The sequence below is a fragment of the Paracoccus beibuensis genome (assembly GCF_026162625.1).
In the GTDB taxonomy this organism is placed as follows: Bacteria; Pseudomonadota; Alphaproteobacteria; order Rhodobacterales; family Rhodobacteraceae; genus Paracoccus; species Paracoccus beibuensis.
On the sequence record NZ_JAOTBD010000018.1, the window covers coordinates 1 to 18,671 of the forward strand.

The window sequence follows — 18,671 nt, forward strand, 5'->3', positions numbered from 1 at the left end:
TGTTCCTTGATCATTCCGATGATCTGCGCCTCGGTGAAGCGGCTCTTCCTCATGTCGTCTGCTCCTTCTTGATGAAGCAAACTCTACATCAGAGCGAGGGACGTTCCGGGGGGCAGGTCAGCGGGAATGGGGTTTCATCGGCGACCGGAAATTGCAGGGTTTCTGGCAAAAGCATACGAAACCCTGCAATTCAAAGCCAACAAAACCGCAGCTTCAGCACACAAAATCAATGCAGTAGAAGTTGTTCAGGCCGGACTAAAGAGAGCGGCCCTTTGCGGACGATCGAGAACGCGCCGACGCCGCGACCCGCCTTTTCGGAAGCGGCCGTTCAGTCCTTGGAGGAGAAATCCGCAGGCAAAAGTCGCTGGTGCGGACGCTTCTGGCCTTTGGCTTACGTCCAGGATGCCGCGCGAGCTGCCATTCCCGCGATCCCAGCCCTTCGGCAGCCAGCCGTGCAGCTAGTAAACGCGGAAGCCGAATTCAGCCCTCACTTCCTCACCTCGAAGGAGACATGGATTTCGTACTTATCTTCATCTCCAATCGTTGCTGGCCGATAGGGGGCAGGGTGCTGTAGTAGGTCGGATACGACTGGAAAATGGGTCGGATAAAAGTTCTTAAAAACAAACCTTGAGAAAGTATCCCAGCACATCGATAGCGCGAGGGGAATTCTCGATGACGAGGGCCCGATATGGACATGGCTTAGGGGGTGCCCCTCGCCGGCTTGCGTGGGATCAAGCTCAAACCTAAAGGGTGCTCTGATACAGAGCCTTTCTTTCAGTTCATCCTGCGAGAGTTCGCCGATGAAGTCTTCAAGAGGGTATAATTCGCCACCAACTTCAAGCTCGGATTTTTCAAATCGCACTGGGCAGGGTATATAGTAGAAGCGACTTTCAACAATCACGTCTTCTTCGAACGTCGCCGACACTTGAAGAATGCCGCCATCCATTAGGAGTAGAGAGAAATCGCCAGACCGAATGCAGTCTAGATACTCTTGCAAGTCCAGATCGTTTACGCGACGAAACTCCCTTGCGCCAGTCGACGCCCAACGCACTAAGTACGAATTTCTGCCGACTTGCCGCGTGACATGAGACGATATATTGAGCGCCAACCCCTCAGTGAGGCAGTGCGCACAAAAGCTATCCAAATTTCGGGCGAAGGCTGCTGCACTCATTACTTTTGGTCTCGAGGGGCGATCTTCATTAATGCCTGAAGAAAATCTTCTGGCAACGCGTCTGTTGAAAGCTCTCCTCGGCTAATTTGCTCAAGAACACCCGCGAAGTCAGAAATACTGCGACTTAGCTCTTTTTGCTCCGCTTCAGAACGGTCACGGTGTATGCGCCGCATCTTCGTGATATCAGCTGCGCTAGGGTATTCGAACGAGAGACGGAAATCGTCGCCCCGTATCCGCTCAAACTCAGCGGCGAGACGCTGGCTGCTGCTTCCAACACCACACACACGCACCCACGCGCGTGACCGCGTAATGGCCGTGAACAGCGTATTGCGCTTCTTCGCAAGTTCAAGACCAGTGAAGCACTCATGCGAGTTGACGACGTAAACCATCGCGGCCTCATTGCCTTTCGCACGGTAGATATGTGTTACGGCTATGCTATCGTCGACAAAAACTTCGTCTCTGCTGGAGTTGACACCAACCAGATGCGACTGAATTCCGCGTTCAAGCAGAGCCCGAAAGATAATGGAAAATTGGCTCTTTGATGTATAAGCGCTCGGAAGAATGATCAAGATGTCTCGGGCGAGCAGTTCGTCATGCTGAAGGTTTTTCTCTATCTCCGCAGCAATCCAAGCTGCTTGCTTTTCAGTGTCGTCGAAGCTCATAAACTGAACAGCGTCATCCGGCGCAATCAGAGCCTTTGCTGGATCTACGAAGAACGGGGGAGAGCATTCTGGCTTACGCTTAAGTGACACGTGTTGACCCAGCGCCAAATTGCCATTTGTGGCCTCATAGCCGATTTCTCTCCAGAGTTCCGGCTCGTCAAATATTTGAACTAGGCCTGAGACCGAACCGGGAGGAGACTCACGCGCGATGCCGAAGCCAAGGCCGTGTGCGACCGTCAGAGCCCATGGGGTGTTTCTGTAGCAGACTGGCAGGACGATATCCTGTGGTGGTCTATTTGGGTCTCTCCGAAGTGTGACCAACGGTTGGCCTTTGCTATCTTTACCGAACAGGGCTTCGGGAGATGGCATGCTGTATTCGCCCAGATTCTGAAGCTCGTCGTAGGCCCAAACAATGCGTTTTGGGCTCTTGCAAAGATCGTAGGCAATACGAAAGAACGATACCGGTAGATCTTGCGCTTCATCGATAAGCACCGCGTCGAAGAGCTCAGCAGGGCTGGAACGCTTTTGCATGATCGAAAGAAGTTCAGTGCAGGCTCCGTCGAAGCTTTCGCGACCATACTTCTGATCTGCGGCCTTCCAAGTCATTGGCTCGACGTCATATGCCCGAGCGGCCTGCGCATAGAACCCAGGTTCAGACCTGCTACCCCAGCAATGAAAGATCTGAATTTTCGACCAATCTGGCTCGTCTTTCTTGGTTTCATACATAAAACGTCGAACCAAGTCTTTAAATTGCTGCTGCAGCGAACGACTATAATAGGTTACCGCGATGTTCCAGTCTGGGTGACGTGCATGTAGATAGGCGGCCTTCAGCGCCAGGACGATAGTTTTCCCTGAGCCTGCCAACCCTCGAATCCTTTGCGGTCCTTCCGGATAAGCAATGGCCGACTTCTTTTGCCACGAGTCGAGGTTGGCGATTCCGGACTCGATCTTTTTTAGGATAGCTCCGCGCGAGTCCTGGCGGCCAACGTTTAGTCTCTTATTGTTTGGCTTGATGGTCGTTACACGCTGAATCGTGGCATTTAGCGCTCTTTCATGGGGTTCTGAAAGAGGGGCAAGGCCAGCAATAATGCCGTTCAAATTATCTGGGGTTGCGAATGGAACGAGATTTGGATCAAGGCCAGGGTCATTGGCAAAGTATGTTACTATCTGAGGCTTCAAAACAAGGTCGCGGCGATGCACGAGGTCTTTATTGTCAAAAAGTTTCGAACTGATGTTCCGATAAATCTCGTCTTGTCGATCAAGAAGCGTTTCTTGCCATTGATCAATAGGGGCACCCGCGCGAGGTGGCGCGCTTAGATCAAATAGCACAAGCCCGTGAGCCTTTGTTACCAAGAGGGCATCAGCACTTACCTGTCCGTCCGCGCTATCGAAAAGCGGATAGGCGAAGTAAAGAGTGCCGTCGAGTCCTGATCGGGAAAGGGTTTCGCGCAGGCTGGTTTCTGCCGCAGTTTGACCGGCCGATCCAAAAACTATATCCAGCATCCATATACTCCCCGGTTGGCAGGTTCTGGCGCTTTTTCACCAGTTACACTTGCGGAGGCGCGCCGCCCGCCTAGCATTCCCTCCCCTATAGCAATGCGTCTTCTGCCGGGCCAGAAGGAACGCTTGATTCTCACTCTTTGCCGACTGTGGGTGCCTAGAGGTTTTGGTCGGTCCTTGACTGAATACCTAGCGGCGAGGTTACCGCCCTCTGCGCCTGCGCCTGCGCCTGCGCCTGCGCCTGCGCCTGCGCCTGCGCCTGCGCCTGCGCCTGCGCCTGCGCCTGCGCCTGCGCCTGCCCCTAAGCGACGGGCGAAGCCCCACTTCCCCTCCACAGGACACGGATCCCCACACCAGCTTAAGATCAGTTCTGGGTATCGCTCCTGTGCCCGAAGGGCGGCTGTTACCAAATACGGCGGATGAGATGCTGCCGCGCTGTATGTCGGCTCTCCGCCCGTTGCGACGTTCAAGCTTTTAGATTACGCCAAGACTCGGAAGCCTCAGACCGTCTCAACGCTGACCCGCGCCCGTTCCCCGCCCAGGGCCGCGAAGGCCCGCTGGCGGCAAGTCAGGACCAGGATCTGCTGGTCCTGGGCCACGCGGTGCAGGGCGGTGAACATCGCCTCGATCCGGTCGTCGTCGCTGTGGACCAGGGCGTCGTCCAGGATCACCGGCACCTGGGTGCCCGCCCGCGCGAACAGCCGCGCAAAGGCCAGCCGGGTCAGGATCGCCACCTGTTCCCGCGTTCCCCCCGACAGGATGTCCAGGGCCTCGGGCTGGCCGTCGCGGGTCAGCACGGCGGGCAGCAGGGTCTGGTCGTCCATCTCCAGCGTGGCGCCGGGATGGATCACCGCCAGCAGAGGCTGCAATTCGCGCAGCACCGGCCCGAGATAGGCGTCCCGCGCCTGGCGCCGCGCCTCGTCAAGCGCCCGGCGCAGGCGGGTCAGCGACTGCACCTCGGCGGCATAGCGCGCGGCGCGGGCCTCGGCGTCGGAAAGCCTGCCGCGGACCTCGTCCAGGCGTTCCTCGATCCCTTCCTCGGCCAGGGTGCCGATGGATCCGTTCAGCATCGCCAGATCCTCGCGCAGGCGGTCGCGCTGCGCCTTGGCCTGGGCCGCGACCGACTGGGCGCGCGACAGGGCGGCGCGGGCCATATCCAGGTCGGGGGCGGCCCGTTCCAGCCGCGCGCATTCGGCCTGGGCATCGGCCAGCCCGGACTGGTGGCCCGTCCGGGCGTCGCGCAGATCGCGCAGCCGGGCCGTCAGCGCCGCCGGATCGCCGGCCTCGGCGGCCGCGGCCTCATGGGTGCGGCGGGCGGCGGCAAGCGTGGCGGCGGCGGCGGCCCGGGCCTCGGAGGCGGCGCGCAGAGCAGACTGGGCCTCGGCCGCGGCGGCGCGGGCCCCATCCTCGGTGGCGGTGGCGGTGGCAAGGTCCGCTTCAAGGGCGGCGGGGTCGCCCGCGTCCTCAGCGCCCGCACCGGCTTCCGCGACCGCCTGCGCATGGGCCTGGCGCAGCGCGTCAAGGCCGTCTGGCGCAAGTTGGGCCAGAAGGCCCTGGGCGCTGCGCAGGCTGTCGTCCAACCGCTGCGCCTCGACCAGGCAGGCGCGGGCCTGGGCCAGGTCCTCCGCCCCGCAGGCGGACAGCCGCTGGGCCAGCGTGGCCGCGGCCTTGTCCAGTTGCGCCCGGTCGCCGCCGGTCTGGATGCCGGGGTCGATGCGCATGGTGCCGATGCCGGGCAGATCGAAGTCGCGCGGGCCGGTCAGGCGATGCGGGCCCTCAGACAGGTCGGCCCCATCGGCGCGGACCCGCGCGGCGCCGCTATAGGCAAGGGACAGGCTGACCGATTGCGCGTCCAGGCGGGCTTCGGCCCGGTTCAGCTCGTCGGCGGCCTGTTCGGCGGCGGCAAGGGCCTGCGGCGTCACCACCAGCAACCCGCGCTGCGCCCGCTGTGCCTCGATCTCGGCGCGCAGGCGCTCGGCCTTGGCCAGGCTGCGGGCCAGGTGCGTGGCGCGGTCCTGCGCGGCGCGGGCAAGGCGCGCCCGCTGCGCCAAGGCCAGACGGTCGCGCAGGGCGCGGGTGGCGGCCTCGGCATCCCGAAGGGCGGCGGCGGTGTCGCCTTCGGCCTGGGACAGGGTGGCTGTGCGGCTGTCATGACGGGCCGCATCCTCGGTCGCCGCGGCCAGGGCCTGCGCCGCGCGGGCGGCGCGGTCCGACAGCGTTTCCAGCCGCTCGATCTCGGCACGGGCATTGTCGTCGGTGGCCTGTGCCAGGGCCAGGGCGCGCTGCGCCGCCCCTAGCCGGTCGGCATGGGCCTCGGCCTCGGCCAGGGCGGCGCGGGCAGCAGCCAGGGCCTTGGCGCGGCGCCGGTCCTCGGCCGGGTCGTCCAGGGCGGCAAGCTGGCGCTGCGCCTCGCTGCGGCGGGTCAGGTCGCCTGACAGCCGCGCGGCCTTGGCGGCAAGCTCGGCCTCCTCTGCGCGCAGGGCCTCGGCCTCGGCCTCGGCCCGGGCCCATTCGCCGCCCGCCTTGGCCTTGCCGGTCGCGGTCGCAAGCCTGCCAAGCGCGTCGCCGACCTTTGCCGCCACCCCGTCCAGCCGGCGCCCGCCGGTCATCATGTCGATCTCGCCCGCGACCGAGGACAAGAGATCCCGCCGCGCCGACAGCGCCCGTTCGCGGTCGGACTTGTCGCTGGCCGAACTGCCTTCGGGTTCCAGTCCCAGCAGGCCTTGGCGCACCCACAGAAGGCCCGACGGCCCCGACAGCCCCGCCCCCAGCATCCGGTCGATCCAGGCCTCGGCCTCGTCGTCCTGGGCCACGGTCCGCCCGTCGCGCGACACCCTGGCCGAGGCGCGGGTCAGCCACCGCTTTTCCACCCGATAGCGCCCGTCGGGCAACTCCAGATCCGCCGCCACCTCGGGCGCGCCGCCGACATGGGGTTGCAGCGCCTTGATCCCTGCGCGGGTGGCGCGGTGGCGTTCGAAGAACAGCGCGTGGATGGCGTCGAAGAAGGTGGACTTGCCGAATTCGTTGGGCTCGCACAGCACGGTGATGCCGTCGCCGATCCCCTCGATCCGGGCGATATGGCCGGCGAAGCGGCGCACGTTGGTCAGTTGCAGCGCGCGGATCTTCATGCCCCCACCTCTTGCGCGAGGGCGTAGAGCCGCGTCAGCGCGGATGCGGCCACCGCGCGTTCGGCGGCGCTGCGATCCCCGTCGCCCGCCTCGGCCAGCAGCGCCTCGGCCGCCTGGCGCAGCGCACCCGCGCGATCGATCCCGTCCAGGTCATCGGGCCGCGCCTCGGTCGCAAGGCCTGACAGGTCGTGGCCGAACCAGCCGAAGTCGGGGGCGGCCGCCTGCGCCGCCGCATCAAGCGCGGCCCGGTCGGACAGGGGCAGGCGGCCGGTGGCGACAAGCCGGACCAGCAGGTTGCGCCGCAGCCTCAGTGGGGGCAGGGCCGCGTCCAGCCGGGCCAGCGGATCGTCGCCGGGCAGCAGGTCCAGCGTGACGGTCTGCCAGCCCATGCTGCCGGTTTCGACCGGGCGAACCCGCACCGTCCCGTCCAGCGTCACCAGCAGCGCGCAGCAGGCCGCAGAGTGCTTGAAGCCGTCGGCCTCGGGCGTGCCGGAATACCAGGTGGACCCGTTCACTTCCATCCGGCCGTGCCAGTCGCCAAGCGCCAAGTAGTCAAGGCCGCACCTTTGCGCCCGGTCCGGCGCGATGATGCCCGCCACGCCGTCTTCGCCCGAGAAGTCGGCGATGGCGCCGTGCCCAAGGCCGATGCGGAGGCAGCCCTCGGGTGTGGGCGCGGCCATCGCCTCGGTCAGGTCGCGGCCGGGGCGGCGCTGCGTGCAGGGGGCAGGCAGGAGCATCACGCCGGGGGCCAGTTCGACCGGGTCGGGGCTGGTGATCGCGCGCAGGTTGGCCGGCCCGTCCTGGGCGATGCGCCGCCACAGTTCGGTGGCGGCCAGGCTGTCATGGTTGCCCGGCAGCATGATCCAGGTGATGTCGGCCTCGGCCGCCATGGCGCGCAAGGCATGGCGCAGCGTGTCGGGCGCGGGGGTCTCGGCGTCGAAGGTGTCTCCCGCCAGCAGCACTGCGCCGGCGCCCCCGTCCCGCGCCGCCTGCGCCAGCCGGGCGATCGCGCCGTGGCGGGCCTCGCGCAGGCGGTTGCGGATGGCTTCGGGATAGGTGCCGAAGGCCTTGCCCAGGTGCAGGTCGGACGAATGCAGGAAGCGGAACATCGGCGGCGGGATCCTTTGGGTCGGCACTGTCGCGGATCGAGAACAGAACACGCACGCTGCTGGTTCGGCAAGCCCAAAGAGGCGTTGCGCGCTTTGTCCTGGCAGCCTGTCGACCCGCCTGTCCTGCACCGCCTGCCACAGAGAGCCAGAGGTCTGGCGGACTGTCCGTGACGGGTCGAGGGCTGGAGGAGAGGCCTCCGGGGCCCGTCGCGGAGGACATTCCAATGTCTGGACCAAAGCGAGCCCGAGCGACAGATCCTGCAAGCGCCGGTCAATTCGGAGGGTCCCGTCGCTCCCGGGGAACTGTCCCACCATCTCGCGGGACACATCCTGAAGCGCGCGCTGACATCTACACGCGCGTTACCGCAGAAATCATTGCGGCCCTCGAGCATGGTGTCGGTGAGTGGCACGCCCCGTGGTTCCATGACGGTGCCCATGCCGCCCGCCCCACCAATGTCTCATCAGGCAAGCGTTACCGGGGCATCAACACCGTGGCCTTGTGGGTCGCGGCCATGACATCGGGCTACGGCGATGGCCTGTGGGGCACCTACCGGCAATGGCAGACTGCCGGTGCTCAGGTCCGCAAGGGTGAGCGCTCGACCACCGTGGTCCTGTGGAAGCAGATCGCCTCGCGCGAGGAGACAAAGGCAGAGGACGACGGCAAGGACGATGGCGGTCGCGCCCGGATGGTGGCGCGGGCCTTTTCGGTGTTCAACCTGGCCCAGGTGGACGGATACGAACGCCCTCTGACACCGTGCCTGCCCGAGAGCGAGCGTCTGGCACATGCGGAAGCCTTCATCGCCAACCTTGGGATAAGAACCGTGTTTGGCGGCTCAGAAGCCTTCTACCGTCCCTCCGTGGACACGGTGTTCATGCCCGAGTTTACGCAGTTCCGTGACGCTGCCTCGTTTTATGGGGTCTGGCTGCATGAGCATGGCCACGCGTCGGGGGCAAAACACAGGCTTGATCGCGATCTCTCGGGCCGGTTCGGTTCGGAGGCTTATGCGGCAGAGGAATGCTGTGTCGAGATCCTCAGCGGCCTCGTGCTTGCCGATCTCGGCATTGCCCATCATCCGCGGCCCGACCATGCCGCCTACATCGCCTCGTGGCTCAAGGTCATGGCTGCAGACCCCCGCGCGATCTTCACAGCTGCCGGCAAGGCGCAGCAGGCCGCCGACTGGATGCATGCGCAGCAGCCCGCTCTCACACCACCCGGCGCACCCGATGAACCGGAGGATGGCCACCCTTGGTCTCCCGTTGTCGTCGGCACCGTCTAGCAAGCTCGCCTGAAGACGTGTCAGCGCAACGTGGGCTTTTTGCCTACGATCAAACTGCCAAGTTCGGGAGCCATCGCCCTCTGGCAAACGTCTTAATTCTGACAGCGCGCCAGAGGCGGCTTGCGGAGAGCCAGAGGAGGGCTGGGGTGTTCGTGACGGGTTGAAAGCCAGGGAGAGAGGCTCCCCGGCGCCCGTCGTGGAGAACACGGCCATGGCTAAAGCCAATTCCCCCATCACCCTCGCGTCCGCGCGCGACATTCCCTTCGACAAGCTGGTCCTCAGCCAGTCCAATGTCCGGCGGATCAAGTCCGGCGTTTCGGTCGAGGAGCTTGCCGCATCCATTGCCCGGCGCGGCTTGCTCCAGTCCCTCCACGTGCGTCCCGTCCTGGACGAGGACGGCCAGCAGACCGGTCTTTTCGAGGTGCCCGCCGGCGGCCGACGCTTCCGGGCGCTTGAACTGCTGGTCAAGCAGAAGCGTCTGGCGAAGACCGCGCCCGTGCCCTGCATCGTCTCGGGGAGCGGGTCCGATACGGATGTGCTCGTGGCCGAACTGTCCTTGGCCGAGAACATCGAGCGGGCGCCGCTCCATCCGCTCGATCAATTCCGCGCCTTCCAGACCCTGCGGGAGACCGGCATGACAGAGGAAGCCATTGCCGCGGCCTTTTTCGTCGACGTGAAGGTCGTCAAGCAGCGCCTGCGGCTGGCCTCTGTCTCGCCCGCGCTGCTCGAGGTCTACGCCGAGGACGCCATGACGCTCGAGCAGTTGATGGCCTTCACCGTCTCGGAGGATCATGCCCGCCAGGAGCAGGTCTGGCAGGCCGTCAGGGACAGCTGGTCGAAGGAGCCCCACACCATCCGCCGGATGCTGACCGAGACCACGGTGCGGGCGTCCGACCGGCGGGCGCTCTTCGTGGGCATTCCCGCCTACGAGGCGGCCGGCGGCACGGTGCTGCGCGATCTCTTCGAGGGCGACGATGGGGGCTGGCTGCAGGACGTGGCCCTGCTCGACCAGCTGGTCGCGGAGAAGCTGAAGTGTGAGGCCAAGGCGATTGCCGCGGAAGGCTGGGCCTGGGTCGAGGTAGCCGCGAGCTTTCCCTATGGCCACGACCGCGGGCTTCGGCGGATTGCCGGCACCACCATCGACCTGACTGACGAGGAGCGCGCCGCGCGCGAGGCCCTGCGCGACGAGTACGACCTGCTCGAGGCCGAGCATGCGGAAGCCGAGGAACTGCCCGAAGATGTGGACCGGCGGCTGGGAGAGATCGAGGCGGCGCTCGAGGCTTATGAGCACAGGCCGGTGGTCTTCTCGCCCGAGCAGATGGCGCGCGCCGGGGTATTTGTCAGCATAGGCGCCGACGGCAGGTTGATGGTCGATCGTGGCCATGTCCGGCCCGACGATGAGGCCGGGCACGGGGCTGAGGACGGTGCGGCTGGGGGATTGCCCGATGCGACGGGCGGCGTCACGCCCCACGACGCCGGACAACTCGCCGCCATCACGATGGCGGGTGAGCCAGGCACCGGGGAGGATAGCTCCGAGGACACCGACACCCTCAAGCCCTTGCCCGAGAGCCTGGTGGTTGAGCTGACCGCATATCGCACCTTGGCGTTGCGCGACGCCCTGGCCGCGCACCCGCATGTCGCGCTGACAGCCCTTCTGCACCGGCTGGTGCTGGACTGTTTTGTCAGCCGCGGCTGCGGCGCGGCCTTGGAGGCCTGTGTCCGGACCGTCTACTTTCCCGTGCAGGCCCCGGGTCTGGCCGACAGCCTGCCCGCGCAACGGATCGCTGCGCGCCATGCGGTGTGGCAGGCCGACCTGCCCGATGCCGAGGATGACGACCGGCTCTGGTCCTGGCTCGAGAGCCTCGACGACGCAAGCCGACTGGCACTGCTGGCTTACTGCGTCAGCTTCGGGGTCAATGCGCTTGTCGAGCGGCCCGGCTTCAGCGGCGGCACGAGCGTGAGCCAGGGGGGGTCTCGAGCGGCGCCTCCGCGAGGCCGACCGGCTGGCCCGGGCGACAGAGCTCGATCTCGTGGAGGCGGGCTGGCGGCCCACGATCGAGAGCTATCTTGGCCGGGTGACCAAGCCGCGCATCCTTGCGGCAGTGCGCGAAGGCGTCGGGGAGGCAGCGGCGCAGCGCATCAATCACCTGAAGAAACCCGACATGGCGCGGGAAGCCGAGCGGCTCCTGGCGGAGACCGGCTGGCTGCCCGAGCCGCTGCGGCTGGGAGACGCCGACAGCGGAACCATCGGCGTCGAGGTTGCCGGGTCAGCTTGCCTGCCGACCGACCCGACCGGCGAGGCCAATAACGCGGAACCAGACGACGCGGACGATCCCGCACGGGAGCCTCCGTCCGGAGCAGGCGAAGACGGCACTGTCCGCGTGGAGGAGGCCAATCCGCAAGGCATGGCCGCCGAGTGAGGATGGGAGACGGGGCGGCATAGCCGCCCTGTCTCCCGCTCTCCCGGTTCACGACGGCTTGGTCGTGTCGCGCTGACCTGAGGCCGGAGCCGTGAACAGCACCCTCCCTTATCAAGAGGCAGAGCCCGGTGGGGGAGGGGACAAGCCCGGCGCGAGGAGGGAGAGCCGCGCCGTGGCGTTCCTGTCATTCCCCTCTCCCGGAGGACCTTTCCATGACCAATTCCGAACATGCCGGCAAGCCGGACCTCGACCTTGCTGCAAGCATCGCCCGTGTTCTTGCCGAACACGATGCTCATCAACAACGCGCAGCCGCGCTGCGCCCGGCCAACAAGGCCGCGCTCTTCGATGCCCTGGAGGCCGCCGGGATCACCACCGTCACGGTGACCTTCGACGGCTACGGCGACAGCGGCCAGATCGAGGATGTCACCGCGCAACGCGGCGAGACCATTGTCGACCTTCCCGCAGGCCAGGTTGCGCTGGCGTCCGCTACGTGGAACTCGGACGATGTGTCCACCGCCCAAGTGGAGATCGGGGCCGCCCTCGAGCAGCATTGCTATGACCTGCTCGAGCAAAGCCATCCCGGCTGGGAGAACAACGACGGCGCCTCTGGCGCGTTCGTCTTCGACGTGGCGGCCCGGGCGATCACCCTCGATCACAGTGAGCGCTATACCGCCACTGAAACCTACAGCCACGTGTTCTAAGGAGGAGACCATGGCACATCCTTATCATCACGCCCTCTCCTCGGTCCGCAGCTGGGGCGGCAGCATCGAGGAATACCTGGCCGTCCATGCCTGGTTCGATGGCAGCAAGGAGATCCTTGCCGACTTCCGGCACCGGGCGCTGCGCCATCATGCCGAGGGCATCTTCATGTCGGAACGGCTGTTCGGCACCACGCTCACCCTGGCCTCGGGGCGGCAGATCCCCACCCGGTGGATCGGCGAGCAGCATGTCCGCGAGGATCTGGGCCATATCCCCAGCTTCGCCGACTGGGCCAGGGCGATCCGCCCGGAGCCGTGGATGGGACGGAGCCAGGCGCTCGACCTGGTCGTCGATCCCGCCTTGGCCACACGAGGCGGAAGATCCTGATGTTTGCGGCCTCTCTGGCGGGTCACCGCCGGAGCGTCGATCAGGCCGACAGCCGGGCAGCAAGAGACAGAGGAAGGCTGGGAGAAGGCTGCGCCTGCCGGAGCTAGAGAGCGACATGGCAGGCGCATCCCCGTATCTCATAACCGGAGATCTCCGCCATGAGCCTCACCGCACCCTCATTCTCCTCTGCCATGCCCGTTCCCGAGGAGCGCCGCATGGCCTTTCTGCCTCGGCTGTTCGGCGCCCGTCTTCTCCTTGTCGGCGAACACACCGTCTTCGGCTTCATGGAAAGGCTGAGCCCGACGGACTACACCGGCGGCATGTGGGACTTCCTTGAGCGGGCAGGCGAGCCCCTTTATCTCGCCCCGACCTGCAGGCCGCGCTTCCATCTCGTCTGGGACGGTAACGGCTATGAAGGCGAGGTATCGGCTGACGCCGCGGGCATCATCGCCACGCTCTTTGCCTTCTCCCACCTGTCGTTCCGCCATGACGCCCCGGAACTCTCAGACGGCTTTGCCCGCCTTTACGCCCATGCCGCGGATCATCCCGAGGCCCGCGAGATTTTCCAGGCCATCGACTGAACCGTGCAAGCGCCCTGCTTTACGGCGGGGCGCTTGTTTCCTGCTGGCTTTCGCCATGGCGCCGCAGGAGGGCGGCTCAGACGGCAAGCGAGAGAAGCCTACCTCCTGGACACGCGCCGGGATCTAGGGCCGAGGAGAAGATGCGCATCAGGTCGTTATCCTTGGCAGAAGGCGGTCCGATCAGCAGGCGCGTGGCTACCAAAACGGCCCCTGTCGAGCGGCTTGGCTGCAATCTCGTGCTGTCTTGCCGAGCAGCCCACCTTGGGGTTACCGGATGATCATGGCCGTGCATGCAAGGCGGACCCCACGATGGAAGAGCGCACAACCCGCGATGAACGCCTGGATGACTTGGCGCAAACCCTGGCGGACATGCTCGGTGTCAACAAGACGGAAGCCATGCGCCTGGCTCTCCAAAACGAGATCGAGCGTCTGCGGTCCACACCCACCATTGATGACCAGATTGCGACCTTGCGCGAGACGGTGAAAAACTACGGCCGCAAATCGACGCGCATGGTGCACCCGTCAAAAAAGCGCTGAGGGTCATACCAACGCTTTCGTCTGACCGCCTTGCGCGCTGTGCGCACAGAGGCATCCGCTGTCACAGTTGACGCCGCTTCGTCACATGACTGCGGGTACTTGTCGCCGACCTGTGCCTTGAAGCCCAAGACCCTGCTTCCGCCAGCAGACCAGGGGATGGCCATCGGGGAAGGCTGTGAGGGTGTGCCGCCCGGCCGTGGTGCGGTGATGGAGACCGCCGGCAAAGACAGAGGGGGGTCGGGGCAGGAGGGTGAGCCGATGCGGTCGAGAGAGTCCCGCGAATTCGTGCTTTCTGCCCCCGGGAAAACGCCGCGACCGAGGGTCCGCGGTCCGGACCCCGGAGGCGGCAGATGCCCCAGCACACAGGAGATCCTCTGATGCCCCATCGTGACGCGTCCGATCTGGCGATCCGTCTTGGCCGCGAGGCCGAGGCGGTCTGCCGCCATTACCTGTCCTCTGGTCGAAAGACCGGCAACTACTGGCTGGTCGGCGATGTGAGAAACACTCCCGGTCGCTCGATGTTCGTGCGTCTGGCAGGCCCGGAAACCGGCGGGGGTGCTGCGGGCCGCTGGTCTGATGCCGCCACAGGCGAGCACGGCGATCTGCTCGATCTGATCCGCGCAGCGACGGGCCTTCTCGACTTCAAGGATGTGGCTGCCGAGGCACGCCGGTTTCTTGCGCTTCCCCATCCCGATCCGGCCTCGGTCCAGACAGCAGGTGGCGGGACATCCCGCAGGGCACCCGGCTCCCGACAGGCGGCACGGCGGCTCTTCGCCATGGCCGAGCCGATCGGCGGCACGCTCGCGGCAACCTATCTGGCCGGGAGGGCGATTACCTGCCTTTCCGGCACGGGTGCGCTGCGCTTCCACCCCCGGTGCTACTACCGGCCGGACGAGCATGGGCCAACGGAGACCCGGCCGGCGATGATTGCCGCTGTCACCGATCTCGCCGGCCGCCAGACGGGCGCGCATCGCACCTGGCTTGCTGCCGATGGGTTGGGCAAGGCCCCGATCGCCACGCCGCGCCGGGCCATGGGGGAGCTTCTCGGCCACGGCGTCCGCTTCGGGGTGGCCGATGATGTGTTGGCCGTGGGAGAGGGCATCGAGACTGTGCTGTCGCCCCGCCAGGTGCTGCCCGGCATGCCGATGCTGGCAGCCCTCTCGGCTGCCCATCTTGCTGCCGTGCTCTTTCCTCCCACGTTGCGCCGCCTGTATGTCCTGTGCGACCGTGACCCCGCCGGCGACAGGGCGCGCGACAGCCTCCTAGCTCGAGCGGCCAGCCTCGGCATCGAGGCGATTGCCCTTGTGCCCGTCGGAGGCGACTTCAATGAGGACCTGCGGCACTTCGGGCTGCAAGTCCTGCAGGCGGCGCTGAAGGACGCGCTGCATCCTGACGACCGGCACCGTTTCCTGAAGGGGTGAGGGCAGGCTCGGGGGTGCAGGGGTGCCAGCCTCTGCCCTTTGGCCGGGTCCCTCCCTGTCCCGGTCACCTCTCCTTCACGCGCGGAGATCCGCGTTCCGGGCCTTCGAGGGGGGCAATCGGCGCACAGCCGGCCCGTCGGGCAATGGCGGCGGCCGACTATTTTCCGCCGCGTCCTGCGGACGCTTTGCATCGCGAAGCAAAATAGCCGGCCTTGGCCATCAAGGCCCTCGCGAGGCGCGAGGGCTGCCCGTCCGTCCCGCCCGTGCGCGTCGATGCCCGCGAAGGCCGCGAGAAACGTGCGCCCCGCCCCATCGAAGGAGAACGCGATGACACAGGATCCCGACGACCAGGCCCCCGAGCCGGTCCACACCGCCTCCCAGACCGACCACGTCCTGACCGAACTCCAGCTTTACGGCTGGCGCCCCTTTCAGGACGAGCCCGACCCCCGGCCGCTTCCGGAGGCGGACACCGTCTCCAGCGCCGTGTCCGACATCTTCGACGCCCTGGTGGCGAGCCTCAGTGACACCCGGCTCGAGCCCGATCTCGAGGAACTGCTCTGGGGCACCGTCAATCTCTTCCACCGTGCCGCGGCCCGCGTCGAGCGCGAACTCGACAGCAACGAACAGGCGCAGCGCCGGCTGCAGCGCGAGCAGGACGGCAGCGAGGTGAAATCCGTCGAACTCGAACGCCTCACGGCCGAAGGGCAGACCTTGATCGAACGGCGCGCCGGCATGGAGCTCTTCCGCGACCTCGCCACCGAGGCCTTCGAGCACCACACCGGCAGTGCCTGGCGGCCACGCACGGGCTCGATGGTCAGCCATCGCCATCTCACGGCGGCAATGATCGACAGCCGCGACTTCCTGGCCGCCAAGCGCCGGGCCGAGACGGAGGTGATGCTGCCTGCCGGGCCAAAGGTGGCCCTGACCGGCGGGGTGGACTTCAACGATCACCGGCTGATCTGGGCCAGGCTCGATCAGGTCCATGCCAAGCACCCCGACATGGTCCTCCTGCATGGCGGCTCACCCAAGGGCGCGGAACTCATTGCCTCCCGCTGGGCCGATCACCGCAAGGTGCCCCAGATCGCCTTCCGTCCCGACTGGACGAAGCACGGCAAGGCCGCACCCTTCAAGCGCAATGACGCGCTGCTCGATGTCCTGCCGGTCGGTGTCCTGGTCTTCCCCGGCACCGGCATCCAGGAGAACCTCGCCGACAAGGCCCGCAAGCTGGGCATCCCGGTGATGAAGATCGAGGGCGGCGCGTAAGCGCCGCTTCCCCACATCTTTCCTCCACCAGGCAACCATCGGCCGTCACGGCCGGCAGCTGTCGCCTGGTCGGCCGGGGTCAGGCAAAGGGCGAGGCGGAGACTGCAGCGCCGTGCAGGGGGGATTCGGTCAAGCCGAACGCCCCCTGCAGGACAGCATAGCGCCTGGCCCGCACCGGTGTCGGAAGGGAAGGAAGAGGGGAACCGCCGGTTCCCCCGGCAACCACAAAATACGGCGCCTCAAGGGGGCACCCCCATCTTCCGCGCCGCCAGGTGGCGGCTTGTGCAGACGGGGCCCCCTACCCTTGGGGCTTGATTTTGCAGTTGCCGGGCCCCCCTCCCGCCCTCGCCGGGAGGCAGCCCAGGAAGGTGAGACGCGCCCAGAGGCGCGGCTCGCCTTCCTAGTCCGCTCCCATTCTTGAAGAAGGGCAAGGCCGGGAGGGGATCGCCAGATAAAAGGAGGGTATTCTCATGACGCGGTATCGATGCATCTCCTGCGAGGCCACCCAGATCACGGCAGGCATCCGTCCAGACGCTTGCCGCCATTGCGCGGGGCCGGTCTTCGATCTCGACCGCTACGAGGCCGCATTGGCCGAGGCACGGATCATCGGGGCACAGAACGACGCCTTCCGAGCAGCCCTTGGGCAGACCGAATGGCAGGGCGAGACTCTGCGCGGCCGGGTGGTTGTGACGTGCGGGATCGTTGCCCGGGGCCGTGACTTCGTGGACGCGGCCCTCGACCGGGTGCGCACGGACGCGTCCGTCGTGGACGATCATGGCACCGATGGCCTCCGCAGCTTCGGCATGCCGGATGTGCCGCACGGAGACGAGACCGTGCGCATCTACTGGAAGATCGACCTTTACGACACCGACGGGCTGATGGGACCGGAGCAGGAAAGCGATCCCGCGCAGACGATCCGTGTTCTCACCTTGTGTCTGCCCGACGAATACTGATCTCGCACGGGCGGCTTCGAAAGCGGGGCCGCCTGACTATCGCACATAGTTTGTCCGGGATTATAAGGCGTCAGGAGAGCTGGACTGCGACGTCCGAGCACCCGCTTTGACGCGCATCCTAAGGCCGCTCGCACCGGACCTGGGGACAGTGCCTTGCCGATGTCCCGAGAGCTTCTCAAGCCATTCGGCTCCACCTGATACAGGTCCCGCGGCGTGACAGTCATCCCAGCACTCCTGGGGTGAGAACAGGGTGCCGATGGTGCCGAGGGCGTCAGGTCAGACATCGCCTCGTTCCGAGACGTCCGCGAGTATTTCGTTTTTGTCAATTGCTGGCCCCTTATGAGCAGAAGGATCGTTGTTTCTCCTCATCCCCTGAGGGAGGGCAGCACATGACCGACGCGACACTCTCGCTAGACGGCCTTGAGCCGATCAGTGGCACCGTTGAAACCGGGGGCGACTATATCCGGTTCAGCGCAGACGCGGCTCTCGACGAAGGTCAGATCAACGGGCCTCATGAGGGGCAGCTTACCCTGGACGGTGCCGACGAACGGGTCGTCGTTGAGAGCTATCACGTCCTTGAGGGCGGCGGCTGCGAAATAACCCTTCGACGCATTACGCCAACTGCGTCCTGATAAGGGTCAGTCATATTGGCAGATGCAACCAAATGGCTCTTGGTCATGACCTCGGCTATTACTCTAACGTTGTAGTCAGCATTGGCAAAGGCGGGACCGCAGCAGGTTTACTCTGCCGGCCCCCTAAGAAATCTCTTGCTGCGCGGTTGAACCCTATGCCAAGCAATGGCTTGTTGCGCAGCGGAGAGGGACGATGGCACGCGGGACAGTCAAGTGGTTCAACACCGACAAGGGTTATGGCTTCATTGCGCCGGAGACCGGGGGCGGAGATGTGTTCGTCCATATCACGGCCGTTCAGCGCGCCGGGTTGGACACGCTGCGGGACGGGCAGAAAGTCTCCTTTGAGCTGGAGACCGGCCGCAACGGCAAGACGAGCGCGGTTGATCTGCAGGCCGTCTGAGACGCCAAGGGGGTCGCCGCCCTGCCGCAAACGTGCTGCGGGTGAAGGTTCTTTCACAGAATCTGCTGGCACCGTCCCGCCCTGTTAACGGCTCCTTAACCGGGTTTGCCTTATGCAAATAGCGCATAAGAGGATCGGGCATGAGCTACCGGATCACCACCTACAGCGCCTTGCAGGCCAACCTGTCGGCGGCCAACACGGCCGTAATGCTGTGCCGGGCCAACATTGGTCGAATGCCTTTGTCCGACCAGGAACGCGATGCAACGATCGACCGGATCAGAAAGCAGATCGGCGAATTGGAGACGCTCATCCTGGAGCTTGAAGGACCCGGTGGCAAGCACGCCGCGCCCTTCATCCGGACGCGCGTCAGAAAAGCACCTCCGCCCCGCCGAGCCAGCACCCTGTCGGACAACAGGACGTAACAGCGGATCCCGATATCAAGGACCCAGGCGAAGGCGCGCCCGTGCTTCACGGAAGGGTCCCGGAGATCTTTCCCGCCCCCGACACCGATGGCACCACGCCTCACGGATG

At 65.5% G+C, this 18,671-nt stretch carries 15 protein-coding genes and 1 pseudogene; 12 read left to right on the forward strand and 4 right to left on the reverse strand.

The annotated features are described in order from the left end of the window. Nucleotides 1-487 precede the first annotated feature (487 nt). From OC159_RS11955 to OC159_RS11970, 4 genes are all read right to left on the reverse strand, one after another. Entirely contained in the window at nt 488-1,171 is a 684-nt protein-coding gene (locus tag OC159_RS11955; RefSeq protein WP_265501404.1) for a DUF2290 domain-containing protein, read from the reverse strand. Next, nucleotides 1,171-3,336 carry a DEAD/DEAH box helicase gene (locus OC159_RS11960; protein ID WP_265501405.1) on the reverse strand — a complete coding sequence of 722 codons (2,166 nt, stop codon included), beginning with the start codon at nt 3,334-3,336 and terminating at the stop codon, nt 1,171-1,173. The genes OC159_RS11955 and OC159_RS11960 overlap by 1 nt, the downstream gene beginning before the upstream one ends. A gap of 497 nt (nt 3,337-3,833) precedes the next feature. Further along, the gene (locus OC159_RS11965) at nt 3,834-6,461 is read right to left on the reverse strand and encodes an AAA family ATPase (RefSeq protein ID WP_265501407.1); all 2,628 of its coding nucleotides are present in this window, start codon (nt 6,459-6,461) and stop codon (nt 3,834-3,836) included. Beyond that, nucleotides 6,458-7,570 (reverse strand): metallophosphoesterase family protein, encoded by a 1,113-nt coding sequence (locus tag OC159_RS11970; protein ID WP_265501408.1) that lies wholly within the window; start codon nt 7,568-7,570, stop codon nt 6,458-6,460. Before OC159_RS11970 ends, OC159_RS11965 begins: the two co-directional genes overlap by 4 nt. Nucleotides 7,571-7,794: 224 nt before the next feature. Here OC159_RS11970 and OC159_RS11975 point away from each other — a divergent pair, with 224 nt between their 5' ends. The 12 genes and pseudogenes from OC159_RS11975 to OC159_RS12030 all read left to right on the forward strand — a co-directional run bounded on the left by OC159_RS11975 (nt 7,795) and on the right by OC159_RS12030 (nt 18,562). Beyond that, the gene (locus OC159_RS11975; RefSeq protein WP_265501409.1) at nt 7,795-8,847 is read left to right on the forward strand and encodes an ArdC family protein; all 1,053 of its coding nucleotides are present in this window, start codon (nt 7,795-7,797) and stop codon (nt 8,845-8,847) included. A gap of 211 nt (nt 8,848-9,058) precedes the next feature. Then, nucleotides 9,059-11,267, forward strand: a pseudogene (locus tag OC159_RS11980) (ParB/RepB/Spo0J family partition protein). A gap of 212 nt (nt 11,268-11,479) precedes the next feature. After that, nucleotides 11,480-11,968 (forward strand): DUF6878 family protein, encoded by a 489-nt coding sequence (locus OC159_RS11985; protein ID WP_265501410.1) that lies wholly within the window; start codon nt 11,480-11,482, stop codon nt 11,966-11,968. A gap of 10 nt (nt 11,969-11,978) precedes the next feature. After that, a complete protein-coding gene (locus tag OC159_RS11990) occupies nt 11,979-12,353 on the forward strand; it encodes a DUF6915 family protein (protein ID WP_265501412.1) in 375 nt (124 codons plus the stop codon). Between the two features lie 215 nt (nt 12,354-12,568). Then, nucleotides 12,569-12,934, forward strand: a complete 366-nt coding sequence (locus tag OC159_RS11995) for an antirestriction protein (RefSeq protein ID WP_265501414.1) — start codon at nt 12,569-12,571, stop codon at nt 12,932-12,934. 309 nt (nt 12,935-13,243) lie between these two features. Further along, nucleotides 13,244-13,471 (forward strand): type II toxin-antitoxin system VapB family antitoxin, encoded by a 228-nt coding sequence (locus OC159_RS12000; protein ID WP_265501416.1) that lies wholly within the window; start codon nt 13,244-13,246, stop codon nt 13,469-13,471. 377 nt (nt 13,472-13,848) lie between these two features. Next, nucleotides 13,849-14,892 (forward strand): DUF7146 domain-containing protein, encoded by a 1,044-nt coding sequence (locus tag OC159_RS12005; protein WP_265501418.1) that lies wholly within the window; start codon nt 13,849-13,851, stop codon nt 14,890-14,892. A 327-nt stretch (nt 14,893-15,219) separates the two neighbouring features. Beyond that, nucleotides 15,220-16,155, forward strand: a complete 936-nt coding sequence (locus OC159_RS12010) for a DUF2493 domain-containing protein (protein ID WP_167623727.1) — start codon at nt 15,220-15,222, stop codon at nt 16,153-16,155. 470 nt (nt 16,156-16,625) lie between these two features. After that, nucleotides 16,626-17,108 carry a DUF3768 domain-containing protein gene (locus OC159_RS12015; protein WP_265501420.1) on the forward strand — a complete coding sequence of 161 codons (483 nt, stop codon included), beginning with the start codon at nt 16,626-16,628 and terminating at the stop codon, nt 17,106-17,108. 389 nt (nt 17,109-17,497) lie between these two features. Then, nucleotides 17,498-17,740 (forward strand): hypothetical protein, encoded by a 243-nt coding sequence (locus tag OC159_RS12020; RefSeq protein ID WP_167623729.1) that lies wholly within the window; start codon nt 17,498-17,500, stop codon nt 17,738-17,740. Between the two features lie 193 nt (nt 17,741-17,933). Next, nucleotides 17,934-18,140, forward strand: a complete 207-nt coding sequence (locus OC159_RS12025; protein ID WP_167623730.1) for a cold-shock protein — start codon at nt 17,934-17,936, stop codon at nt 18,138-18,140. Between the two features lie 140 nt (nt 18,141-18,280). Further along, nucleotides 18,281-18,562, forward strand: coding sequence for a hypothetical protein (locus tag OC159_RS12030; protein ID WP_265501421.1), 282 nt, complete (start codon nt 18,281-18,283; stop codon nt 18,560-18,562). Nucleotides 18,563-18,671 lie beyond the last annotated feature (109 nt).